This window comes from Salimicrobium humidisoli (assembly GCF_002295105.1).
GTDB classification, from domain to species: domain Bacteria; phylum Bacillota; class Bacilli; order Bacillales; family Halobacillaceae; genus Salimicrobium; species Salimicrobium humidisoli.
On record NZ_NSGH01000002.1, the window covers coordinates 1 to 24955 of the forward strand.

Annotated in this window: 23 protein-coding genes; 16 read left to right on the plus strand and 7 right to left on the minus strand. The window is 46.6% G+C overall.

Going from position 1 to position 24955, the window contains the following annotated elements; all coding sequences use genetic code 11:
* Positions 1-283 precede the first annotated feature (283 nt).
* From CKW00_RS01360 to CKW00_RS01370, 3 genes are all read right to left on the minus strand, one after another.
* Entirely contained in the window at positions 284-553 is a 270-nt protein-coding gene (locus tag CKW00_RS01360; RefSeq protein ID WP_095821055.1) for a hypothetical protein, read from the minus strand.
* Positions 554-785: 232 nt separating this feature from the next.
* Entirely contained in the window at positions 786-1388 is a 603-nt protein-coding gene (rpsD, locus tag CKW00_RS01365) for a 30S ribosomal protein S4 (RefSeq protein ID WP_008591480.1), read from the minus strand.
* A 272-nt stretch (positions 1389-1660) separates the two neighbouring features.
* Positions 1661-2140 (minus strand): GAF domain-containing protein, encoded by a 480-nt coding sequence (locus CKW00_RS01370; RefSeq protein ID WP_095821056.1) that lies wholly within the window; start codon positions 2138-2140, stop codon positions 1661-1663.
* Positions 2141-2232: 92 nt separating this feature from the next.
* On the opposite strand from CKW00_RS01370, the gene refZ reads away from it, so the two are divergent.
* Positions 2233-2817, plus strand: a complete 585-nt coding sequence (gene refZ / locus CKW00_RS01375; protein WP_095821057.1) for a forespore capture DNA-binding protein RefZ — start codon at positions 2233-2235, stop codon at positions 2815-2817.
* On the opposite strand, the gene hisJ is transcribed toward refZ, so the two are convergent.
* The gene (gene hisJ / locus CKW00_RS01380; RefSeq protein ID WP_095821058.1) at positions 2795-3592 is read right to left on the minus strand and encodes a histidinol-phosphatase HisJ; all 798 of its coding nucleotides are present in this window, start codon (positions 3590-3592) and stop codon (positions 2795-2797) included. The two genes, refZ and hisJ, sit on opposite strands and share 23 nt — an antisense overlap.
* 160 nt (positions 3593-3752) lie before the next feature.
* Between hisJ and CKW00_RS01385 the strand changes: the two genes are divergently transcribed.
* From CKW00_RS01385 to CKW00_RS01400, 4 genes are all read left to right on the plus strand, one after another.
* Entirely contained in the window at positions 3753-5441 is a 1689-nt protein-coding gene (locus tag CKW00_RS01385; protein WP_095821059.1) for a septation ring formation regulator EzrA, read from the plus strand.
* Between the two features lie 170 nt (positions 5442-5611).
* A complete protein-coding gene (locus tag CKW00_RS01390; RefSeq protein WP_095821060.1) occupies positions 5612-6754 on the plus strand; it encodes a cysteine desulfurase family protein in 1143 nt (380 codons plus the stop codon).
* 2 nt (positions 6755-6756) lie between these two features.
* Positions 6757-7965 carry a tRNA uracil 4-sulfurtransferase ThiI gene (thiI, locus tag CKW00_RS01395; protein ID WP_095821061.1) on the plus strand — a complete coding sequence of 403 codons (1209 nt, stop codon included), beginning with the start codon at positions 6757-6759 and terminating at the stop codon, positions 7963-7965.
* Positions 7966-8067: 102 nt separating this feature from the next.
* Complete coding sequence (locus CKW00_RS01400) at positions 8068-9651, plus strand: amidohydrolase (protein ID WP_095821062.1); 1584 nt, start codon at positions 8068-8070, stop codon at positions 9649-9651.
* An 86-nt stretch (positions 9652-9737) separates the two neighbouring features.
* Here CKW00_RS01400 and CKW00_RS01405 read toward each other — a convergent pair whose 3' ends face one another.
* Complete coding sequence (locus tag CKW00_RS01405; RefSeq protein WP_095821063.1) at positions 9738-10541, minus strand: NAD kinase; 804 nt, start codon at positions 10539-10541, stop codon at positions 9738-9740.
* Between the two features lie 154 nt (positions 10542-10695).
* Between CKW00_RS01405 and CKW00_RS01410 the strand changes: the two genes are divergently transcribed.
* Positions 10696-11691: a class I SAM-dependent methyltransferase gene (locus CKW00_RS01410; RefSeq protein WP_095821064.1), complete on the plus strand. Its 996-nt coding sequence runs from the start codon at positions 10696-10698 to the stop codon at positions 11689-11691.
* 121 nt (positions 11692-11812) lie between these two features.
* On the plus strand, positions 11813-13006 hold the full coding sequence (locus CKW00_RS01415; RefSeq protein ID WP_095821065.1) for an acetate kinase: 1194 nt from the start codon (positions 11813-11815) through the stop codon (positions 13004-13006).
* 195 nt (positions 13007-13201) lie between these two features.
* On the opposite strand, the gene CKW00_RS01420 is transcribed toward CKW00_RS01415, so the two are convergent.
* On the minus strand, positions 13202-13657 hold the full coding sequence (locus CKW00_RS01420; RefSeq protein ID WP_095821066.1) for a universal stress protein: 456 nt from the start codon (positions 13655-13657) through the stop codon (positions 13202-13204).
* Between the two features lie 210 nt (positions 13658-13867).
* On the opposite strand from CKW00_RS01420, the gene CKW00_RS01425 reads away from it, so the two are divergent.
* From CKW00_RS01425 to CKW00_RS01455, 7 genes are all read left to right on the plus strand, one after another.
* Positions 13868-14380, plus strand: a complete 513-nt coding sequence (locus CKW00_RS01425) for a DUF4178 domain-containing protein (RefSeq protein WP_095821067.1) — start codon at positions 13868-13870, stop codon at positions 14378-14380.
* A gap of 13 nt (positions 14381-14393) precedes the next feature.
* On the plus strand, positions 14394-15065 hold the full coding sequence (locus tag CKW00_RS01430) for a PspA/IM30 family protein (RefSeq protein ID WP_095821068.1): 672 nt from the start codon (positions 14394-14396) through the stop codon (positions 15063-15065).
* Positions 15066-15134: 69 nt separating this feature from the next.
* Complete coding sequence (locus tag CKW00_RS01435; protein WP_095821069.1) at positions 15135-15794, plus strand: DUF4247 domain-containing protein; 660 nt, start codon at positions 15135-15137, stop codon at positions 15792-15794.
* Positions 15795-15807: 13 nt separating this feature from the next.
* Positions 15808-16203, plus strand: coding sequence for a DUF350 domain-containing protein (locus CKW00_RS01440; RefSeq protein ID WP_008591452.1), 396 nt, complete (start codon positions 15808-15810; stop codon positions 16201-16203).
* A 55-nt stretch (positions 16204-16258) separates the two neighbouring features.
* Positions 16259-17809, plus strand: a complete 1551-nt coding sequence (locus CKW00_RS01445) for a polyamine aminopropyltransferase (RefSeq protein WP_008591450.1) — start codon at positions 16259-16261, stop codon at positions 17807-17809.
* 15 nt (positions 17810-17824) lie between these two features.
* Positions 17825-18505, plus strand: coding sequence for a metal-dependent hydrolase (locus CKW00_RS01450; protein ID WP_008591448.1), 681 nt, complete (start codon positions 17825-17827; stop codon positions 18503-18505).
* 202 nt (positions 18506-18707) lie between these two features.
* Positions 18708-20021, plus strand: coding sequence for a DRTGG domain-containing protein (locus CKW00_RS01455; protein WP_008591446.1), 1314 nt, complete (start codon positions 18708-18710; stop codon positions 20019-20021).
* Between the two features lie 29 nt (positions 20022-20050).
* On the opposite strand, the gene CKW00_RS01460 is transcribed toward CKW00_RS01455, so the two are convergent.
* Complete coding sequence (locus CKW00_RS01460; protein WP_008591444.1) at positions 20051-20350, minus strand: YtpI family protein; 300 nt, start codon at positions 20348-20350, stop codon at positions 20051-20053.
* Positions 20351-20440: 90 nt separating this feature from the next.
* Between CKW00_RS01460 and CKW00_RS01465 the strand changes: the two genes are divergently transcribed.
* Both CKW00_RS01465 and dnaE read left to right on the plus strand, forming a co-directional pair.
* Positions 20441-21388 (plus strand): DHH family phosphoesterase, encoded by a 948-nt coding sequence (locus CKW00_RS01465; protein WP_095821070.1) that lies wholly within the window; start codon positions 20441-20443, stop codon positions 21386-21388.
* A gap of 168 nt (positions 21389-21556) precedes the next feature.
* Positions 21557-24856, plus strand: a complete 3300-nt coding sequence (gene dnaE / locus CKW00_RS01470) for a DNA polymerase III subunit alpha (protein WP_095821071.1) — start codon at positions 21557-21559, stop codon at positions 24854-24856.
* The last annotated feature ends 99 nt before the right edge of the window (positions 24857-24955 follow it).

The window sequence follows — 24955 nt, forward strand, 5'->3', positions numbered from 1 at the left end:
GGCTTTCGCCGGCACGACCGGTTGCGGGCCCGCATTCTGATGCATCACCAATTCAAGAACGTAGGCAAGCACCTAGGATAAAGGGGCGGAGGAAAAGATCCTCCACCCCAACATTTGAAATAGAACCGTAAAAGTGTCGCTGACTCAAGAGCCGTATGAATTATACGGCTTTTTTTATTTTTATCTTTACGATAGTATATATTTGAATTAATAATGAACCGTTTGTTGATATTAATTATTAGATGAGGAAGGAATTTTTATTGTGCTTACGGTTTGTGAAGAATTAGGTAACGATTGAAGAAGTCTGTGTAATTATCAAATAAAAGATGACTAATTCAATAGGTAGTGTAACCATTACACATTTGAATGTATTATATTTAACTTGTATTACGTAAACTGTAACCCAGACTGCTATAACTGCTATCGGAATCATGACAACTCCAACATTCTCTTCAGGTGCAAAAGCCAGAACGGCCCAGGCTAAAAAGAGAGTAAACCCTATGAAAAGGGCACCTAATATAATGTTAAGTATATGTATATGCTTTTTTGCCATATCCAACCCTCCTATTTTCGATTAAATAAACGGACTGTTTACGTGTATTTTAACTTAAATTACTGAAGTTGGTGTGAGCATATCAGAAACTTGTGTATGTGTGAAAAAAGTTTACCTTCTGCTCAGCTTGAGCATATATTTATTCTTATTTTCACACAGAAGGCCGGAGCCAAAAAAAATCCTCTGAACGTTGAACAACGTCAGAGGATTTTTTATTGTACACCCGTACCGATTAACGGGAGTAGTACTCAACGATAAGAGCTTCGTTGATCTCGGATGTGAGTTCAGCGCGCTCTGGGAAGCGGGCGTAGGAACCTTCACGCTTCTCTTCGTCGAAAGTAAGATATTCCGGAACGAAGTTGTGAGATTCGATAGCATCTTCAACGATCGTCAAGTTTTGGGATTTTTCACGAAGACCGATCGCCTGACCAGGTACTACGCGGTAAGACGGGATGTCAACGCGACCGCCGTCGACTGTTACGTGACCGTGAGTTACAAGCTGACGAGCCTGTGGACGGGTACGTGCAAGACCGAGACGGTAAACGAGGTTATCAAGACGGGATTCAAGAAGGATCATGAAGTTTTCACCATGAACGCCTTTCATTCTTCCTGCCTGTTCGAAAATGCGCTTGAATTGACGTTCAGTCAATCCGTACGCGAAACGGAGCTTCTGCTTCTCCTGAAGCTGAAGACCATATTCAGATTGCTTTCTGCGTTGTGTTGGACCGTGCTGGCCCGGAGCGTAAGGGCGTTTTTCAAGCTCTCTGCCTGTTCCGCTCAAAGAAATTCCATAGCGACGTGACTTTTTCCAAGTTGGACCTGTATAGCGTGCCATTGGGATTTCCTCCTTTGTCTATTTTATTTTGCATAAAATAAAAACAGTGTGTGTCCCTGCTTCACTGCGTATGATGTTTTCATGTACCATCGCCCCAGCAGCAAAGGGTTACTCGATACACCTCTTCATCAAGAGGAACAAAATACGGACAATGACGGTTCACGTAGGCTGCTGTTTATTTTACACAAAGGATATTGTACCTTGAACCGGCTGTTAAGTCAAGAGGGGACGCGGCACAAAAATCTCCGCTGCCGGAACAGCGGAGATCTGTCTTAAATATATTGTTCGAGGATACTGACGAACTCGTTCAGATACTTTTCGTCCGTCTCATCAAAACGGTCGGTACTCGGGCTGTCGATATCCAGCACGCCGAAAACTTTATCATCTTTCATGATAGGAACAACGATTTCCGACTGGCTGGCCGCATCACATGCGATGTGTCCGGGGAAAGCATTGACGTCTTCCACCCGCTGAGTTTTCTGTTCGGACACGGCGGTACCGCACACACCTTTACCTGGCGTGATACGAAGGCAGGCAGGAAGTCCCTGGAATGGCCCGAGGACGAGTTCTCCGTCCTCCATCATATAGAAGCCTACCCAGTTAACGTCGTCCAGAAATTCATTTAGAAGCGCCGAAGCGTTGGAGAGATTGGCGATTACGTTAGGCTCACCATCAATCAGTGCTTTCAGCTGTTTTAAAACGAGACTGTAATTCTGTTCCTTCGTACCGTTATACGTGATAGATTGAAACATAGGGAATGAGCTCCTTTCATTTTTGAAAAAATAATTTTGCAGGGATTTTCAGTATTTCAATAGAATAATATATTGCAGGAGAGGGGACGCTAATGATGAAAAACACGCACCCTACGAAAGAAAAAGTGATTCAGGCAGCAGGAACTCTTTTTTATCAGAAAGGTTATCATGCGACTTCTGTACGTGATATTGCCAAAGAGGCCAAAGTGAATATTTCTTTGATCAGTTACTACTTCGATGGTAAACAGGGGCTTTTCGAAACGATTGTCATCGATCATCTCGAAGCGAATCTGAAATTGCTCGAAGAGTCGCAGGGTGAACATTTCCTTACAATAGTTAAGAAAATTTTACACTATAAAATGGATAACTATCAACTGTCCTGTTTTGTCCACAGAGAAATGATGCTTGATTCGACGCTGCTCCGGGAACTGCTTGTTACTTACATAGCGAAAGAAGACTCGCTGTGGGCGAGTATATTGTTTCAGGCGGATGACATTTCCGATCTCCGTTATGGCCAGGAATTACAGCTTCTGCAAATGAAAGGGATGCTTCAGGCTCCTTTCACCGTCCCCTGGTATCAAAGAGGGGAAAGAAGCAGTGCGGAAGCTAAACGCTATTTTATTGATAAGTATGTTGAAAACATGCGGCAGTGGTTCAAAGGAGACCCTGTCGAATAAGTTCTCTGCCGGCATCCATCCCTTTTGCCGTATGGGCATCCGAGCCGTATACAAGAGGGATACCGGTTTCGTGAGCCTTCAGAGCTATAAAGGAAGGGGGATAAGGTTCCGTGCAGTACTCCTTTATCGTTCCCGCACCATTATAGTCAAGCTCCATGGCGCTGCTTTTTATAATCGGAAGGCTCTCTTCCGCCATAGATTCCCATTCCTCCGGCGAGGGGTAAAGGTGATGGAACTTCCTGATAAGAGTCATATGGCCGATCCGCCCCGGTTTACAGGAACCGAGGTCTGCTGCAGCAGAGTGACGGATCTGCCGGAAATAAGCCGAATACAGCGAATGGATTCCGCCGAAGTCGTCAACTGCCTGCCGGAAAGCTTCAGGACTGTAATCGATACAATGCCAGAACGATTCTCCCTTCAGAAAGTGGACGGACAGGATACTATCCGAGAGATGGGGGCCATATTCATCAAGGAAGTCACGTATTTCACGTTCATACCCCTGTATGTAATCGACTTCCAGCCCGGGGTGGATAGTTATATCTGTCTTGTACAGATCTCTCACTTTATTCACCGTTTCCAGATAGTTTTCGAGGTCTTTCATTGACATGGCGCTGTCTTTACCGGGAACCGGATCCTCGAAATTCGCCGGGAGGGGAGCATGTTCCGTGAAGGAAATCGTCCTGTACCCGGAACGTAAAGCTTTTTCTACATATCTTTCGAAAGAGTCGCTGCTTCCGTGTGGACAGAAGGGACTGTGTATGTGACCGTCTCTCATTCGGATACATCCTTTCCGATAAAAACTTTTGATTTTACACCGGGAATTTTTTAATTATTTTAGCCAAAAGCAGTAGATTAATGGTATCATAAAAGGTAATGAATCTGTAAGTTGTCGGTACTGAACGCAGGTTCCGTCATGTAGCCAGGAGGGATTTTGTATGAAGTATATAGTAGGTGTGATCGTAGTGATCATCGCCCTTATTATTGTCGGATTTATATGGAGAAAACGTGTGTATGATCAAATCGATCAGCTGGAAGGTTGGAAGCTGGATATCAGGGATCGGAACGTTTCTGAAGAGCTGAACAAAGTGAAACGGCTCAACTTGTCGGGAGAGACAGAAGAGCGTTTTGAATCATGGCGGGAGAGATGGGAAAGTATACTGACCCAAACGCTTCCCGAAATCGAAGATGACCTCTTTAAGATGGAAGAAGCCGTGGACAAATTCCACTTTCAGAAACTGAAAAAACAGAAAACCGCGACGGAAGATAAACTGGATAAAGTAGAAAATGAAATAAAAGAAATGATGGAAGAACTGAACAGCCTTCTTACTTCCGAAGAGAGCGCCAGGCAGGAAGCGGAGGAACTGCAGCCGGAACTCGATGCTTTGAAAAAGAGGCTGATCAAAGACCGTTACGGTTACGGAGAGGCAGTGCACGTTTTCGAAGGCCGCATCGATAACACTCAGGAAAAGATACATCAGTTTGAAAAACTTTCCGAGGAAGGCAATTACCTGGAAGCCGAAGAACTGATAAGGTCTGTCCGGACAGATGTAGACCAGCTGAAAGAGGAGACAGCCTCCTTCCCTGATGCGCTGAGAAAGTGCAAGAAAGAACTTCCGAAGCAATGTGAAGAACTACAGCAGGGAATACTTGAAATGAAGGATCAGGGGTACAGGATAGATCACTTGGGATTTGAGGAAGAATTACATAGATTCCAGGAAGACCTCCGATACTATGAAGAGAAGATGGAAGCCGGAGAGAGCATTGACTACAGTGATGTTTATACGATGGAAGCACGTATCACTGAAATGTATAACCAGCTGGAGGAAGAGGCACTGGCTGTGCAGACGTTCGCGGAAAGATATGAAGCTTTCTCCGAGAGGTTAAGACGGATGACGTTCGGCATGCGCGAAGTTGAGGAAGAAGCGGAAATAGTGAAGCAGGCTTACCAATTCAGTGAAGAAGATATGGAAGCTCTCCAACAGGCCAAAAGTACGTTCTACACTATCGTTCAGGCGGATGACGAGATGAGAATCCAGATGGACGACGGGGAGACCCCATTCACGAGACTGCTTTCTCAATTGAATCAGGAAGAGGATAGACTGAATCTTCTTGATAAGGAAAAGGCTCATGTAGAAACAAGGCTGGAAGATCTGAGAGAAGAAGAATGGAAAGCTAATGAAAGAATTGTTCTGATTGAACAGGATCTGAAGGAAATCAACAGAAAGCTCAGACGGAGCAATCTGCCCGGACTTCCCCGGGAAGTCGTCGACATTATCGAGAAGGCCCGTCTTACCGTAGATGAGGCGTTCGGTACTCTCGAAGAGGTGCCGCTTGAGATGGACAGGGTTCACGAAAAGATAGATGAAGCCGAAGACGCGCTGCAGGTAGCTCATGAGAGATCCCGCGAAATTATGGAGCTCTCGCGACTGACAGAACGCCTGATTCAATACGGCAACAAATATCGTACTTCCCGCCCACTTGTAGCTGCAGAGCTTACGGAAGCAGAAAAAGAGTTCCGCATGACGGAGTACTCCCGGGCTTTTGAACGGACTTCCAAAGTCCTTGAAAAGATAGAACCCGGAGTAGTGGATCGCTTCCGTGAACAGGAAGAAGTAACGGTATAACAGAAAATATAGAGAACGAGCGACTTGAAAAAGAGCCTGCCGGTAATTTGCCGGCAGGCTCTTTCAATGAGTAATAGAAAGGGGAGCACGTGTCGTTTGAAGTGGAATTACCGAACGAGTTGTGTTAATATAACTCATTGCATTTATAGAGCGAAAGAAGGGAAACTATCGTGATTTATTTAGATAATAGTGCCACTACGCGCCCTTACGAAGGGGTTCTTGATACTTTCACCAGAACGGCTGAGCGATTTTATGCAAACTCTTCTTCCATACATGCTTTAGGGGGAGAGGCCGAAAGACTGCTTGAGTCTTCGAGAGAACGGGTCCTCTCCTGGTTGGGAGTAAAGGAAGGATCGGTCATTTTCACATCCGGCGGCACGGAGAGTAATAACCTCGCCGTCAAAGGTACAGCCCTCATGCATATGTCCCGCGGGAAGCACCTGGTGACGACAAGGGTGGAACATCCTTCCATCCTTGAAACGTTCCAATCTCTTGAATCTTTCGGTTTTGACGTCACTTACCTTGAAGTGGATGCCTATGGACGGGTGGCTCCGGAAGATGTTCAGAAAGCAGTCAGGGAAGACACGATTCTTGTTAGCGTGATGTCCGTAAATAACGAAATGGGAACCGTGCAGCCTATAGAAGAAATAGCGGCATTCTTGAGCGACTGGCCTAAAGTGTATTTTCATGTGGACCATGTGCAGGGCTTCGGAAAAGTCGATCTTCCTTTCCATGAAGCGGCAGTGGATATGTGTTCGCTCTCCGGTCACAAAATCCATGGCATCAAAGGAACCGGAGCGCTTTATAAAAAAGATCATGTGCGTCTGTTTCCTCTTCAGCATGGCGGAGGTCAGGAAGGCGGGGAACGGGCCGGTACGGAAAACCTGCCCGGGATCGTCGCTTTTACGAAAGCGATGCGTCTCATTAAAGAAGAACAGCAGGAAAAAGCCCGGGAGCTGCAGAGACTTCGTAACTATGCGTATGAGGAATTGGAGAAAATGGACGGGACTGTAGTCAACTCACCGGAACGTGGGGCTCCGCACATCCTCAATTTCTCACTTCCCGGTTATAAACCTGAAACGGTTATCCACTCTCTCGGCGAACGGGGCATATATATTTCGACGAAGTCGGCCTGTTCTTCGAAGGAACCGGATAAGAGTTCGGTTCTTGACGCTTGCGGGGTGAGCGGGGAAGCAGCATCTTCCGCCCTTCGGGTCAGTTTGTCCTACAGTACGACGGAAACAGAAGTCAGGCAATTCATTACTGCGTTGAGCGAAGTGAAAGCCTCATTAATAAAAACGATGGAGGTATAAAAATGGAATTTGATCATATATTGATACGTTTCGGTGAAATGGCTCTGAAAGGGAAAAATCGGAAACATTTTGAACGCCAGCTGCTCGAAAACGTTCAGTTCCGTCTCGGGGAGTTCCGGCGGGTGAAGGTAAAGAAAACGAGAGGGCGTATGTACGTACTGCTGAACGGAGAAGATGCAGAAGAAGTCATGAAAGCCTGCCAGCAGGTATTCGGCATTTACAGTCTCAGCTTCGCCATTCATACGGAAAACGAGCTGGAAAAATTGAAAGAAGCTGTACTTTCCGCAGTACAGGCGGAACACGGGGCACGGACGTTCAAAATTTCTGCCAAGCGGGCGGATAAATCCTTCCCTCTTACTTCGGACGATCTTAACCCGGCTCTCGGGGGGCATATCCTTAAAAACACGGAAGGATTGAGTGTGGATGTCCATCATCCGGACGTCGAATTGAAAGTGGAGATCCGTCACGAAGGGGCTTATGTAACTTCGAAGGATTACCCGGGTGCAGGCGGGTTTCCGGTCGGTACTACAGGAAAAGCGATGATCATGCTTTCGGGAGGTATTGATTCCCCGGTGGCCGGCTATCTTACGATGAAACGCGGAGTGGAAATAGAGGCGGTCCACTTTCATTCCCCTCCTTACACGAACGAGCGCGCCAAGCAGAAGGTACTGGATATCGCTCAGGAGCTTTCCCGGTACGGAAAACGTATTAAAGTACACATCGTGCCGTTTACAGCCATCCAGCAGAAAATTCATAAAGATATCCCCGACAGCTACGGGATGACTATTACGCGCAGAATGATGCTGAAGATTACGGAAAAGATAGCCAGACAGCAGGGAGCGCTTGCGATTACCACGGGCGAAAGCCTCGGCCAGGTAGCAAGCCAGACGATGGAAAGCATGAACACGATAAACGAAGTGACCGATTATCCGGTGATCAGACCTCTCGTTACGATGGACAAGCTTGAAATCATAAACATTGCGGAGAAGATTGATACGTATGACATCTCGATCCGTCCTTATGAAGACTGCTGTACTATTTTCGTTCCGAAAGAGCCGAAAACGAAACCGAATAGGGAAAAAACAGTGGCTATCGAACAGTCGGTAGATTTTTCCGGTTATATAGAAGAAGCAGTAGGGAATATAGAAACCATTCATATTAATGGAAAATCAGAGGGTCGGAAACAGGAAAGTTTTGCCGACTTATTTTAAAGAGTGTCTGCCTGTCGGTTTTTCTGTTGTGAGTTACAGCGGGTGAAAAAGCCGGCAGGTGTTTTTTTGGGACGAAGAAAACGGTTACAGGAGGGGAAAGCGGTGGAACTTTGGTTCGGGGGAAAGATTTATACAATGATAAGCGAAGGAGACTGGGTGGAAGCTGTAGTTGTAAGTGAAGGACGGGTGATGGACACCGGTAGCACCAGTGAACTGTATGATAAGTACGGGGGAATGTTGAATGAACAGCATAATCTGAATGGCGGCATTATGTATCCCGGTTTTACGGACAGCCATTTACATATGATGATGCACGGGGAACGGCTTCTCAGGCTGGACCTGTCATTTATGAAATCAAAGGAAGAGGTTCTCCGTGCTCTGAAACAGTATGCGGATAATACGCCCCCGGGAGAGTGGATCATAGGGGAAGGATTCAATGAAAATCAGTGGGAGGAAAACGGACTCATCCATAAGTCTGAACTGGATGAAGTGACCGGAGAACATCCGGCCATCATAACGAGGGTCTGCCGCCATGCGCTGGTTGCAAATTCCGAAGCTGTCAGACTCGCAGGAGTGACGAAAGAGTCTCCAGACCCGCAGGGAGGGAGAATCGGGAAGGACGAGCGTGGAGTAACCGGTGTTTTTCATGACGAGGCTCAGGAACTCATAAAGCAACAGATGCCGGACGTATCATCGGCCTATCTCGAAAAGGCGCTTACGGCAGCGATAGAAGATATGTATGCCCGGGGTCTTACAGGTGGACATACAGAGGATCTGTATTATTATGGAGGGTTTCTTAAAACATACCACGTTTTCCGGAAGGTCATACATGAAAGAGGAAAGAAGTTCCGCACTAATCTTCTCGTCCACCATAAAGCGGCAGATGAAATGGAAGAAGCGGGGTTCGCTTTCGGGGACGGGGCACCCTTTACAGAACTTGGAGCTATGAAAATATTTTCTGACGGGGCTTTAGGGGGCCGTACCGCTCTTTTGAATGCTCCATATGAAGATGACACGTCGAACCGGGGCGTAGCCATCCACAGCGATGGAGACCTTGACGATCTTTTCAAAAAAGCAAGGGCAAAGGCGATGCCCGTGGCCGTGCATGCTATCGGAGACGGGGCGGTGAAAGCCGTAGTTGAAAGGATGGAACGGTTTCCTCTGAAAAATGGGTACAGAGACCGGATTATCCATGCACAGATTCTGGACGGGGAGCTGATTGCACGTCTGCAGAAATTACCTGTAGTGCTCGATATACAGCCTTCTTTCGTTGCTTCCGATTTTCCGTGGGTGATAGAAAGAATCGGCGAAACAAGGATGGAGTATGCCTATGCCTGGAAAACCCTTTATGATAAAAACGTCCTACTTGCAGGAGGGTCCGATGCTCCGATCGAAGAAGTGAATCCGCTGCTCGGTATCCGGGCGGCTGTGGACAGGAGAGCGACTCTCGATTTCAAGGTATACGGGGAAGAAGAAACACTGTCGATGTATGAAGCGATATCTCTTTATACGAAGGGAAGTGCCCATGCAGTCGGCAGGGAAGAGGAGCAGGGGATGATCCGTGCGGGATATGTGGCTGATTTCACCGTGCTGGACCGTGATCTCTTCTCTTTAGCCGGCCACGAGGTCGCCGATGCGGTCGTTATGATGACGGTAGTCGACGGAGAGATTATGTACGAAAAATAATGAAAAGGGATCGAGCAGAACAAAGATCCGGTCAACACTGACCGGATCTTTGTATTATATCTTCGTACCGGGCGCTTTCAGTATGGTTACAGAAAAGTTCGCTGCACCCGGTGCCAGAAGGAGTTGCTTTTCAATTTGACGGTTTTCACCAGTTTATCACTCAAAGAAATATCGATATACCGGATGTTTCTGATAGAGTAAGCTTCGTTGTCCATCCCGATAATAGGGAAGTCATTCCCGTCCTGACGTACGTCAAGACGCAGCTTACGCTCTTTACCGAGAATGAAGGAAGAATCCAGAGTACGAAAGCGGTTGTTGTTAAGCGAGGCCAGCTCACTCACCTGCATAGAAGGGAGGAGAGGATCCACGACAGCCCCTTTGGTTGATTTGTTGTAGCCTGTACTGCCAGTCGGGGTAGAGATGATCAGTCCGTCCCCGCGGAAGTGTTCAAAGTGAAGGTCATCAATGTGTACGTCGATGTCGATCGTTTTTATTAACGAGGAACGAACGCTGCATTCGTTCAGACAGAGAAAGGTCGATTCATTATTCACTTTAGCTTCGATCAGAGGGAATCTCCTTACTTCAATTTCATCGTTCATCATGTAGGTGACCATCTGTTCGTAATTATCCAGGCTGAAGTCACAATAGAGACCGGCTTCGTCACTCTCTTTAACTCCGAGGTAAAGACAGTCCTGTCGGAACCCGGTTTTCCGGACGGATTGAAGGAAAGCCCCGTCTCCTCCTACAGAAATAATGATATTCGCATCGTTGTAATCTTCCACAATAGTGAAATTATTATCAACAGCCAGCTGTTTCAAAGGTTGTACTTTCTCATCCTTTTCTTTGCTCGGCGTATAATAGAAATATAGATTTCTTCTTTGATTTGACATAAAACCACCTCTTTTGAATTTATCCATCCCCATTTTACCACAGTTATTTCAGTTTATACTTCTTTGAAAGGTCCGCATTTGAAAAGATAGTGCACTTTCGATATTGTATATGAAGGTAGCTAATGAAGCCTCAATTGTTTAGGAGGAACGACATATGGATCAGCAAAACGTAGAGAAACTGTTTACTCAGATAGATGAAATGGCCACTGCTATTTCGGAGGGTCTGAACATTACGTACCTGGAAGGCGTTACCGAGGCGCTCGATATTTTATACCAGGGTCAGGTCTTCGAAGATTATCCTGAGAAGCTCCAGGTGGACATTCGGAACAAGTGGCTCGGTTTCAATAAGAACCATTATGAAAACGAAGAGATCAGAAAAGCCATACAGCTGGCTACTCTCAAAGGGATGAAAGGCGTCACGCAGCAGCAGCACCTTCTTACCCCGGACGCAGTAGCCACTTTCATCGGTTTTTTGACAGGGAAACTTACGGAGTTTCATGAGGGAAGTATCAGACTTTTTGATCCGGTCTGTGGCAGTGGCAACTTGCTGACCGCCATTTTGAACGGTACGGATAAAGATATCGTCCCATACGGCAGTGAAGTGGATGATTCTCTCATTCAGCTCGCCGTCGTCCAGGCGAATCTTCAAAAGCATAATATCGAATTTTTTCATCAGGACAGTCTTCAGCCCTTCCTGCTTGAACCTGTCGATGTCGTAACGGCAGACCTTCCGGTAGGATATTACCCGGACGATGCCCAGGCGGAAAAATACGAACTGAAAGCCGGGGAAGGGCACTCCTACGCTCATCACCTGCTGATTGAACAGAGCCTCACGTATTTGAAAGAGGGAGGATACGGCATCTTCGTCGTACCGAACTTCCTGTTTGAAAGTGATCAGGCACAGCAGCTGCAAAGGTATTTGCGCGATCACGCACATATCATCGGAATGCTGCAGCTGCCGGAAGATCTGTTCAAGAAAGAAAAATTCGCCAGGAGTGTGTTCATCGTCCAGAAGAAAAAAGAAGGCACAAAACCGCCGAAACAGGCTCTTCTCGTAAAACTTCCATCTTTTTCGAGCCCGGAGAAAACGTCGAATGTCATCTCCCAGGTAAACGACTGGTTCAGTGATTATCACAGCGGGAAATTGTAAGAAAATATAGAATATAACACGAAAACGTTCCCATTGATTGTTATACTTGAAAACAGGAATGACGGGTGGTTAAATGTATTTGTTATAAGTATAGAACCTATATTTAAGGGGATGAACAACGTTGAATAAAGTTTTAGCTATAAACGCCGGAAGTTCTTCATTGAAGTTCCAGCTTATTGAAATGCCGGAGGAGAAAGTCAATGCAAAAGGTGTCATGGAACGGATCGGATTAAATGACTCCATTTTCAATATCGAGACTGTGGACGGAGAAGATAAAAAGGTGGAGGAAATCGCCGATCACCAGCAGGCAGTGGATCTGCTTTTAAGTACATTGACCTCAAAAGGCATCATAGATTCCCTGGATGATATCGATGGAGTCGGTCACCGGGTAGTGCACGGAGGGGAGAAATTCAGCGATTCGGCTCTCGTAACGGAGGAAGTAATAGAGGCCATCGAAGAAGTATCTGAACTTGCACCTCTTCATAACCCGGCCAACCTGACCGGAATACGGGCTTTCCGTAAAGTGATGCCGAACGTGCCTCACGTGGCAGTGTTCGACACAGCTTTCCACCAGTCGATGCCGGAAGAGTCCTATCTGTACAGCCTGCCTTATGAGTATTATGAGAATTACGGGATAAGGAAATACGGTTTCCACGGAACGTCCCATAAATATGTCTCCCAGCATGCGGCGCAGATGCTCGGCCGTCCTGTTGAACAACTTCGCCTCATTTCCTGTCACCTCGGGAACGGAGCGAGTATTGCGGCAATCGAAGGCGGGAAATCGATCGATACTTCCATGGGTTTCACTCCGCTTGCCGGGGTCACTATGGGGACGAGGTCCGGAAACATCGACCCGGCCCTCATACCTTTCATTATGGAAAAAACCGGGAAAACGGCTGATGAAGTAATGAGCGTCCTCAACAAGGAAAGCGGGATGCTGGCCCTTTCAGGTTTTTCCAGTGACCTCAGGGACATTGAACAGAAAGCGGGAGAAGGGGATGAACGGGCCCAGCTTGCTCTTCAGGTTTTCGCTGACCGTATTCACAAATATATAGGTTCCTACGCCTCCCGGATGCACGGCGTGGACGGCATTATTTTTACTGCCGGTGTCGGGGAAAACAGTATTTCAATACGGGAACGTATATTGAAAGGCCTTGAATTTATGGGGGTATACTGGGATCCTTCCCTTAACAATATCCGCGGGAAAGATGCTTTCGTAAACTATCCTCATTCACCCGTAAAAGTTATGGTCGTTCCTACGAACGAAGAAGTCATGATAGCGAGAGATACAGTCGAAAAAGGGTTAAAAGACTGAATCACCCCTCTTTTCTTCTCCTTTCCAAAAAAATATAATTCAAAAAAGAGTGATGTCCTTCAATTTATAAAAGAACATCACTCTTTATTTCTGGACAGCGAAGAGAATAGAATCATACTCATAAAAAATCGGAGGGAATGGTGAAAACCACTCTCTCCGGTTTTTTTATGTTATCTTTTCATCGGGAAACTGATTTCATGAATCGGCCTGGGCATTGTCGCGTACTACAAGAACATCGCATTTCGCAGTTCTCGTAATATGCTCGGACACGCTTCCGATGAAGAAACGTTCCATGGCGTTTAATCCGGTAGCACCGCAGATGATCAGGTCGGCATTATATTTAGGAGCGATTTCTTTGGTGAGTTTCACTTTTGGAGAGCCGTATTCAATCTCGATTTCGATGCTGTCGAGTCCTGCATCCTGAGCCTGCTTTTTGTAGTCTTCCAGAATTTCATAAGCATGTTTCTCCGCTCTCATAGCCAGCGAACGGTCGTACGCTTCCACCGTGGCAAAGGCTCTGGTATCCACGATGTGAGACAGAATGATAGTGGCATTATTCCTGTTGGCGATGTCCACCGCTTTATGAAACGCTTTTTCTGCTGTCTCCGAACCATCTACCGCTACTACAATGTTTTTGTATTCAAAAGTCATACTATCCACTCCTTTCTCCTTCTATTATACATATACCACGCGGAGCTGTATATTAGACGTGAAACCGTTTCAATTATGTGAAAAAGCGGTGAACTTTTGTGTTGCGCGTAAAAAGGGTATACTTGAAGAAGAAAAATATTATTTTTTGAAACCTTTGCCGGGGCAATTCGTAAATAAAGGGTACAAGGTCATGAAAAAGGAGAGAGCTGTGTGGGTTTTTTAAAACGATTATTTTCGAAAACGAAAAAAACACCTGAAGCGGTAGAGGAGCGTAATGCTTTGAACCTCGAGGTAGGGGACATCGTTACGTATGACCTTGCGGATTACGAAGTGGTCGGTAAACTGACATACCGTGACGGCAGTTATGAATGGTACAGTTATCAACTTCTCGAAGGCAGAAATACAAAGTGGTTATCCTCCGAGATGGACGAGGAACTCGAACTGGGAATGTTTGAGAAAGTTCATTTGCCCGTGGATACCCCCTACCCTGCTAAACTGGAATATGATGGTCTTACCTATCATAAGAAGGAAGAAGGGGTGGCGAAAGTCATCGGAGAGGGAAGAAGCAGCAACCTTCAGGGAGAATCCGTCCGTTACGGGGATTATCTTGCCGATGACGAAGAGCATATGCTCAGTCTGGAAGCGTGGGGTACGGAAGTTGAAGTAAGTGTTGGAACACCCCTGCAGGAGTATGAATTGAATATTATAGCAGGATCAAAATAAGGAGGAGATTTATATGTTTAAATTTTTTAATCGCGTAAAGACGGTAGTAGGTTCCGAACTGAACTCCATGCTTGATAAAGCGGAAGACCCGGTGAAAATGCTCGATCAGTTTATGCGGGATATGGATAATGATATCCGGGATGCTGAAAGTGCAGTAGCTAAACAGATTGCCAACGAAAAAATGCTTAAGCGCAAGTATGACGATGCTCAGGCTATGGTAGACAAGCGTATGCAGCAGGCCGAAAAGGCGCTGGAAGCTGACAATGAAGACCTGGCCCGTCGTGCCATCGAAGACAAGAACAGTCATCAGGAACAGGCGGATCAGCTGAAACAATCATATGACCGCGCGAAGAAGGATTCCGAACAGCTTCGTACGAAACTGGATGAAATGAAGAAAGAGTATCAGGAAATGAAACTCAAAAAAGACTCTCTTCAGGCAAGAGCGGAGTCTGCGAAAACCCGTACGAAGATGAACCGCACTATGTCTGATATCGGTAATGATGAATCCAAACAGGGATTCGAACGGATGGAAGAGAAAGTTATGCAGCATGAAGCGGAAGCGGAAACGAGCGAAGACCTCCGTTCCGAAAGCCGTTCTCTTGATGATGAATTCGAGGAGCTCGGAAAAGACGATAAAGTCGACGACGAGCTGGCTGCCATGAAGAAAAAAATGAACAAAGAATAATAAAGGTTTCTTACAAGCCTGGCGCTGCCGGGCTTGTAGTTTTACTTTCCAGGGGAAGGAGGAACATCCGTGAGAGACATAGGGAGCGTCGTGTTATTTTCGATTTTTGCAGCTTTTATCGCCTTTTTTATTTTTGACAGTGGAGACAGTGCCGACAACGGCATGTCAGGTACATATAACGAACAGTCCTATGAGTCATTACCCGAAGAACCGACGCGTGGAGAAATTGAAGACCGTCTGGATGGAGAGTCCTATACCTCCGTCGAAACGATGATCGAAGAAACGTTTCCTCAGCTTGATACGGTCCAGACAGACCGGGGGCGTTCAGAAATTTACATGACGAGTGAGTATAATCTCCAGGAAGTGGAAGAATTGATCGTCGGAGAAGTGAAGCCTCGGGAGACCGGAGAAAGACAGGGAGATAAACAGGCGTTGATTTATCCCGATAATTTTGTCATATTGAAAGAGAGTGAAGAGGAAGCGGGACTGGTTCTGATTGAACTGGCCGAGAAAGAGTTTGTACGGAATAATTATTCCCCTTCCTTTTTCGAGGGGATGCTTGCGTACGCTTTGCTGAACCAGGCTTTTGGTACGAATGACTGGAGGAGTACGCAGAGGAACAGGTGCGACAATGGTGGCTGCTACGGCGGTTATTCCATGTATGGCGGTAACAGCGGATCTTTCAGAGGATCTTCCACGAGAGGTGGAGGACCGAGCGTAGGAAAATAAAAGGAGGGAAAGTATGGAACCATTTCTTGCAACATTAGGGTATTTCCTTATTGCGGTTGCAGTTGTACTTGCAGGCCTCGCAATATTCGAAGTATTGACGAAAAAATATAAAGACTGGGACGAAGTAAGTTCCGGAAACCAGGCGGTGGCGATGTCCATCTCAGGTAAAATCATCGGTATCTGTATCGTGCTTTCGTTTGCCATTTACCACAGTTTCACAGTCGTGGACACATTAATATGGGGAGGAGTGGGCGTACTTCTGCAGATGGTAGCCTATCTTCTGTTTGAACTGCTCACCCGTAAGTTTTCTGTGGAGGACAAACTGAAGGAGAATAACACAGCCGTCGGTATTATTTCGATGGGTGTATCGATAGGTCTCGCTTTCGTCATCGGAGCTTCGATTACATAAGGTGGAAAGCACTCTCCGTGGGGAGGGTGCTTTTTTCTGACAGGGAGTAGTATGAATGAATGAAAAAGGATTGAAACAAAGCAAACTTATTTATTGGGCGTCCGGTATCGTTTCTATTTGCGGCCTTATTTTCGAAGTGTTATTTGGAGCCCTCGGTTCCTATATTCTCGGGGACGGGGTGAAACAGTACACGCTTACGATCAGCCTGTTCCTGACAGGAATGGGAGTGGGAGCAAGCATCAGCGAACGAGTGACGAAGGATCTTGTCGTCGCTTTTATCTGGACGGAGTTTCTCGTGGCGGTCGTTGGAGGTTTTTCCAGCTTTCTTATGTTCGGTATGACCGCTTTTGCTCCGGCGGGGTCCGACGCGCTTTTTCTTTACACTGTAACATTTACGATCGGGGCTCTTACGGGTGTGGAGCTGCCGGTTCTTATACGTAAAGCGAATGATATCGGGGTCGAACTTAATAAAAGTACCGCCCGCGTACTCTTTTCCGACTATGCCGGAGGGCTGGTCGGAGGATTGCTGTTCGCTTTCTATCTGCGCCCGGAAATGGGCATGGTAAAGACTGCGTTTTTCGTCGGGGTCATTAACCTGTCGGTCGCCGTTCTCGTATTATTTTATTTCAGGGAAGAAATTAAAAAGTTCTCTTTTCATCTGGGCAGTGCAATCTTTATCGGTATTCTTCTCATCAGCGGTCTGTTCTTCGGGGAGGAGCTCGCTTTCTCTTTTGAGCAGAAACTTTACAAAGATCCGATTCTTCATATGGAAAACACCTCTTATCAGAAGATGGTCCTTACAAAAGACGACGAAGACACCCGACTTTTTCTGGACGGAGCCCTGCAGTTCAGTTCCACTGATGAATACCGGTATCATGAGACGCTCGTACATCTTCCCATGGCCTACAAAGAGAACGTCCGGGACGTACTCGTGCTGGGAGGGGGAGACGGCATTGCCGTGAATGAACTGCTGAAGTACGAAGGGCTGGAATCGATCACTCTTGTGGACCTCGACCCTGCTGTCGTCGATTTCGCTAAAGAAAACCCGCACCTCCGTGAGCTGAATGATGGTGCGCTTGACGATCCACTGGTCGATATTCAGCATAAAGACGCCTTCAAGTATCTGAAAGCGACAGACAAACGTTTTGATACGGTGCTGATCGACCTGCCGGACCCCAACAATGAAAGTCTTAATAAGCTGTATACGAAAGAGTTCTATTCACTCGTAAGGAATCATCTGAGAGCCGACGGCGTGATGATGGCCCAGGCCACAAGCCCCGTCTTCGCTCCGGAGGTGTACTGGACCATCAACGAAACGGTGGAAGCGACGGATATGAATACGTACAACTTCCACGTCGACATACCGAGTTTCGGAAACTGGGGTTTCGTAATGGCTTCAAGAAAAGATGTGGATATCGAAAATATTTCAATAGATGTACCGACGGAATTCCTGAATGAGGAAATTGTTCCTGCGCTTACCGTGTTTGGAAAAGACGAAGACCGGGAAATCCTAGATAGTGACGGTCAGGTTAAGAACCTGGAACCTAATACATTAATCCACCCGAATCTTATTCAGAAATATGAGCAAGCGTGGAAAGATTACTAAAGGAGGATGCTGAACATGAAAGTATTTTATCATGGACACGCAGTAGTGAAAGTCGAAACGGAGAAACATACCATTTTGATTGATCCTTACATTTCCGAAAACGGCAATACCGATCTGAAAGCGGATGAAGCAAAAGCGGACGTTATTCTTCTGACTCACGGCCACAATGACCACGTCGGTGACACGTTTGAGATTGCTAAAAGAAATGACGCCCAGATAGTTGCTCCTTTTGAATTGGCCACGTATCTCGGCAATAAAGGTCTGGACGCCCATCCTATGTACATTGGTGGGGCTCACGAGTTTGATTTCGGTACAGTGAAACTTACTCAGGCTTTTCACGGTTCTTCCTATACAGAGGATGACGGCACTATCGTATATACTGGTATGCCTACCGGTATTCTGCTGACGATTGACGGAAAAACTGTATATCACATGGGAGATACAGGTCTTTTCTCCGACATGAAGATGATCGGGGAAAGAAACGATATTGACCTGGCATTCGTTCCGATCGGCGATAATTTTACCATGGGACCTGAGGATGCACTTACGGCAGCTGAATGGATCGGAGCTAAACAGGTAGTGCCGGTTCACTACAATACTTTTGATCTGATTAATCAGGACGGAGAAGCTTTTGCTTCTAAAGTCAAACCCGGAAAAGGTAAGGCTCTCAAACCTGGAGAATATATCGAACTGTAATATCACCACAACCCGGTCGCTTCTGAAGAAAGCGGCCGGGTTTTTTTAAACTCGGTGCAGCTGTGATTTACTGAAAATACATAATAATTCTTTTGATAAGGGGAGCGGGCGGGACCTGTTCGAAATTGAACTATAACTGTATCACTAGTATAATAACAATTATACTTGTAAATACTAGTACAGTTAGGGAGAAGGTGAGCGTTTGACTACGAAACATGAGCAGATTTTAAATCACATAGATTCTTTGAGCATAGGGAGTAAAATTTCCGTACGCCGTATTGCCAAGGAAATGCAGGTGAGTGAAGGTACGGCTTATCGTGCAATCAAGGAAGCGGAAAATCAGAAACTTGTCAGTACGATTGAACGGGTCGGTACGATCAGAATAGAACAGAAGAAAAAAGAGAACATCGAACGCCTGACTTTTGCAGAGATTGTGAATATCGTAGACGGCCAGGTAATGGGCGGAAGAAAAGGCCTGTATAAAACGCTCAATAAGTTCGTCATAGGTGCTATGAAACTCGATGCTATGATGAGGTACACGGAAGCGGGCTCTCTGCTTATCGTAGGGAATCGTACGAACGCTCATGAATTAGCAGTTCAGGAAGGTGCGGCCGTTCTTGTGACGGGAGGGTTTGACACCTCGGATGAAGTGAAGCAGCTGGCGGATGAGAAAGAATTACCGGTCATTTCCACCAGTTATGACACATTTACGGTAGCCGCCATGATCAACAGAGCGATTTACGACCAGATGATCAAGAAAGAAATTGTTCTGGTAGAGGATATATATACTCCACTGGAGGATTCAAAATTTTTATCATCGAACGACAGCACTTCCAAGTGGCATTCCCTGAACAGGGAAACGGGACACAGCCGGTATCCGGTAGTCGATATGCAGAACAGAGTAGTCGGTATCGTGACATCTAAAGATATTGTGGGAGAAGATGAAAATACTCTCGTGGAAAAGGTGATGACGAGGAACCCGATGACAGTCACTGTGAACACTTCTCTCGCGAATGCCGCCCACATGATGGTGTGGGAAGGAATCGAATTGATGCCCGTCGTCGATTCGCTGAGGGAAATTCAGGGCATCATCTCCAGACAGGACGTACTTAAAGCGCTTCAAAATATCCAGAGACAGCCTCAGGTGGGTGAAACGATCGATGACCTGATCACCAGTCAGCTGACACATATTACCGACGAAGAGGGCACGTACACGCTGAAAACGAAAGTTACCCCGCAGATGACGAACCAGCTCGGTACGATGTCGTATGGTGTATTCACCGCTTTGATAACGGAGGCTTCCAGCCATCTTCTGACACGGCAGAAGAAAGGGGATCTGGTTGTCGAAAACATTTCCGTCTACTTCATAAAGCCGGTGCAGCTCGAGAGTGAAGTGGAGATTCATCCCCGGGTGCTTGAAGCCGGGAGGAAACTCGCCAAGCTGGATGTAGAAGTCTATCATGAAGGCAGCCTTGTCGGAAAAGCGCTGCTGATGGCCCAGCTGATCGATAAATAAACACAAAAAAAGCCGCTTTGAAAGCGGCTTTAAGTTTCTTCGACCCGTTTATATTCATTTTTGTAGTGACGTGCTGCCCTCCAGCCGTGCATGAGCTGCAAAACGCCGAGGACGATAAATAATATACCGATGAACAGCGACAGCCTCGTCTCATAATACAGGTACTGGGCCGCTCCGAAACTTACGACGAAGATGCCGAGAAAGAATTTTGCGATACTGTTATAATACTGCTGGGTGACCGGATGTTCCGTGCGTGTAATCATTACTTTGTTATAAATGTATAGTACAATGGAGGTAATGACGAAAGCGATAAGAAGAAACATGAACATGAACATCATCCTTAAATAATTTTTTTCTATCGCCTATTTTAGCTTGTTTCTTTTTAAAATGCCAACATCTTTATCAGAAGGAGCCTTTTTATGCATAAACAGATTAAAGATAAAATAGAATCATATCCGAAGATTATCATACACCGTCACGTCCGCCCCGATCCCGATGCTCTCGGTTCACAGCTCGGCCTCAAAAAAATACTGCAGGATACATACCCGGAGAAAACGGTGCTGGCTGCCGGCGATGATGACGAAGCATTCCGTTTTCTTGGGACTATGGATGACGTGGACGACGATGATTACAGAGGCGCCCTGGTAATCATTAACGACACGGCAAACCTTGAAAGAGTCGACGACGAAAGATATGAAAAAGGCGAGGCTCTCATTAAAATCGACCACCATCCGGTTGTGGACGAGTATGGAGATATTCAGTGGGTGGAGACCCATTCCAGTTCCACGAGCGAAATGATTTACGTGCTTGCTGCTCAAAACGCCGGATGGAAACTCTCAGAAGAAGCCGCCCGGCTGCTGTATGCGGGCATAATCGGAGATACCGGGAGATTTCTTTTCCCGAGTACGACAGAACGGACGTTTGAAGCGGCTTCCGCACTGATTAAATATGACTTCGACCGTTCTGCTATGTACGATGAACTTTATAAGACTTCTTTGAAGCTTGCAAGACTGAAAGGGTATATTCTGCAGAATGTCACTGTGTCGGACGAAGGACATGCAGCCATTCCGCTTTCAAAAGAAGTGCTGGAGCGTTTTGAAGTGGACCCTTCAGAAACCAGCCAGTTCGTGGGGATGCTTGGAGATATTGAGGGAATCCTTTCCTGGGTGTTCTTTGTAGAGGAAGAATCCGAAATAAGAGTCAGGTTCCGATCCAAAGGGCCTGTCATCAATAAACTCGCCGGGGAGTACCGGGGAGGAGGACATCCGATGGCTGCCGGTGCCAGAGCGGAGAGCTGGGAAGAGACGAAAAGGATAGAAGAGCAGTTGCAATCAATCTGCCGGGAATACCGGAAAGAAAATGGGTGAACACACCCATTTTCTTTTTCGATACATAAAATCTTACAGCTGTCTCTTCTAAATAGTCCCGGGCCCTTTGTCGCCTTCCGGTAATATCCGGTCATTCTGCATACGGAGTGTATATGACGACAGTGATCGAAATCGTTAGTATAATTCAGTTAGAAGGAGGTGGGAGTAATGGGGTTTACTCACATAGGTATAAAAAGCGGGTACAGTCTTATGAACAGTACCATTGATATACATGAACTCATAGACGAAGCTTACGGCCGGGGGATAAAAGCGCTCGGTCTGGTCGATGAAAAAAATATCAGTGCCTGGCTGTCGTTTTATAATGCCTGTATAGAAAAAAACATAACTCCTATCCTCGGCGTCGAACTCCCGGTGATACATAAAGGAGAGGAGTATCCGACTTTTCTGCTTGCCGCTTCGGAACAGGGGGCAGGAAACGTAATCGAAATCACAAGCAGGTACCACCTGGACGGACGAGTGGAACTGAACGGTATCGAAGGACTTGGGAATGATGTAATTGCGATATGGAAGACGGGGGATACCCCTGTAGCGCAACAGATTACGGAAAACAGAAGAGGAGAAGTCGTCCCCGTATATCAGGAATTCGAATCCGTCTTTTCTTTAATGTTCGCAGGTGTCCATGCTTCAGAACTGCGACAGGAGCAGATGCTTCATGACCCTCTGAAGGCGTGGGCACAGGCAGGACTGATCAGCTGTACAGCCATCAGTGACGTGCATTTTCTAAAAGAAGAGGACAGAACGGCCTATGAAGTTATGCGGGCGATGGAGGCAGGCGAAGCTTTTAAAGCAGGGACATCTTCCCCTGCAGTAACTTGTCTCGAAGATCCTTCCCGGACAGAGTCATATTTCAGAAACTGGCCCGAGGTCATCAGGCATAACGAAACGATAGTGAACAAATGTGCTGTTTCTCTAACCCGCTCCCGTTCCCTTCTCCCTACCTATCCCCTTAAGGATGGGGACAGCAACGAATATTTAAGGGAACTGTGTGAGCAGGCGTTGCCGGAGAAGTACGGCGCTCATGCCGGGGGAGCAAAGGAACGGCTGGAACATGAGCTTGAAGTGATCACCTCCCGTAAATTCAGTGACTATTTCCTTATTGTGTGGGACTTCGTCAAATATGCGAAGGACAAGGGGATTAAAGTCGGTCCCGGCCGTGGTTCCGCTGCCGGGTCGATCGTAGCGTATCTGTTGAATATAACGACTGTGGACCCTTTGAAATACGGCCTCCTTTTTGAAAGATTCCTCAATCCGGAACGTCAGACCATGCCCGACATCGACATTGACTTTTCCGATCACCGGCGTGATGAAGTGATTACATATGTACGGGAAAAATACGGAAAAGAAAGAGTGGCCCAGATTTGTACTTTCGGAACATTCGCAGCAAGGAGTACGATACGGGAGGTAGGAAAAGCGCTGAAAGTGGAAGAAGAGGATATTGCGTATATACTGAAGCAGTTTCCCGGAAACCGTTCGCTTAACCTGGAACAGATTGTAAAACAGTCGGAACCTCTTAAGGAGTTTATAAGAAGTTCCGGTCAACTTCAGGCTCTGTTCAGAATCGGCACCAGAATCGAAGGACTGCCAAGACACGTCTCCACTCACGCGGCTGGTGTAGTTATCAGCGACTATCCTCTCGGTAGATATACCGGGATGATGGATCACGATGGTCCGGCACTGCTTACTCAGATGGCTATGGAGGACGTGGAGGCTTCCGGTCTTCTCAAAATGGATTTTCTCGGACTCAGGAATCTGTCTTTTCTTGAAAACATGGAAAAGAACATCAGAAAATACGCCGATTCCGCATTTTCAATCCAGAGCATTCCGGAGGATGATGAAACTACCTACAGACAATTGGCGGAAGGAAAGACGAACGGGATTTTCCAGCTGGAGTCCAGAGGAATGAGGAAAGTACTGCAGCAGTTGAAGCCTGAACGTTTTGAAGATATCGTCGCCGTCAATGCCCTTTATCGTCCCGGACCGATGGATTTCATTCCGGATTATGTGGAGCGAAAACACGGCAGGACCCCTGTCACTTATTTGCACGCGGATATTGAACCGATTCTCGAGGAGACATATGGGGTGCTCCTTTACCAGGAACAAATAATGAAGGTTGCTCAGATCGTTGCCGGTTATTCTCTCGGGGAGGCGGATCTTTTCAGAAGGGCAGTGAGCAAAAAACAGGAAAATATTCTCAAAAATGAGGAGAGCCGATTTCTGAAAGGCGCTGAACAGGCTGGTTATAAGGAAGAGGTGGCGCGGGAGCTGTTCAGATGGATTGTGAAATTCTCCAATTATGGATTCAACAAAAGCCATGCGGTAGCCTACAGCATCATTTCGTATAAACTTGCATATATTAAAACGCATTTTCCGGATTACTTCCTATCCGAACTGATCAACAGCGCCGTAGGAGATAAAGAAAAAATAGCGAACTACGTACGTGAAGCAAAGCATGAGGGTATACGTGTACATCCGCCGTTCGTAAATGAGGCTTTTCCTCATACATCTGTCCGAAAAGGAAATATCATCCTCGGCTTCATGATGATAAAAGGCATCGGTTTTAAGATGGGCCGTTCCATAACGGAAGAGAGGCAGCGGGGGCGCTTTACGAATTTTTTCGAGTTCACGATGAGGGGGTCTTCCTACCTGGATCGGAACTCGATGGAAAATCTCATTAAGGCCGGCTGTTTTGACCGTCTTCACTCGAACCGCGCAAGTTTACTTGCGAGCATCGACCAGGCGCTGGAACAAAGTGAGCTGTTCAGGGAATTCCAGGAAGATATAGGGTTCATTACGGAATGGAGCGGAGGTCTCGTCCACAAAGACCCGCTTCCGGCCCTTACACGGCTGAATATGGAAAAAGAGGTGCTCGGAGCTGTCCTTTCTTCCCATCCCCTGGAGGGAGCGGGCAAAAGTCTGAGAAGGAATAATATAGAATTACTCGGCGCAGCTCTTATGAGAGAAAAAGGGTTCATTACCGTAGCCGCCGTCGTAGATAACGTCAGAGAAATACGGACGAAACGGGGAGAGAAAATGGCTTTTCTTTCATTGAGTGACGATAAAGAGGAGATGGACGCAGTGGTATTCCCCGAAACGTACCGTACCTGCAGCTCCTGGCTGGACGAGGACATGATCGTAGTGATCGGCGGAAAAATACAGGAACGCCGGGGAGAGAAACAGCTTCAGGCACAAAGTATACGTCCTTTGCAGGAGACGAGTGAAATCTTCATTAAGACAGAAAAAAAGCGGTATACGGAAGTTCTCGAATTTATGAAAACCCTGGCCCGTGATCACCCGGGAGAACAGGAAATATTTCTCTATATCGAAGAAGTGAAGAAAGTCTATAAAATGCCTTCCGGCTACGGAATTGATGTGAATGAAGAAGTACGGAAGCGTTTGGAAAAGAATTTCGGAAATGATAAATATGCTATAAGGCGCAGATGGCTCTGAAATGGAGATGGATGCCTTTACACGCTTTGACGATTTGTTATAATTAAGAAGTCGAAAACCGGTGGTCAGACCACTTCAAATACACCTGTTTGATCTGTA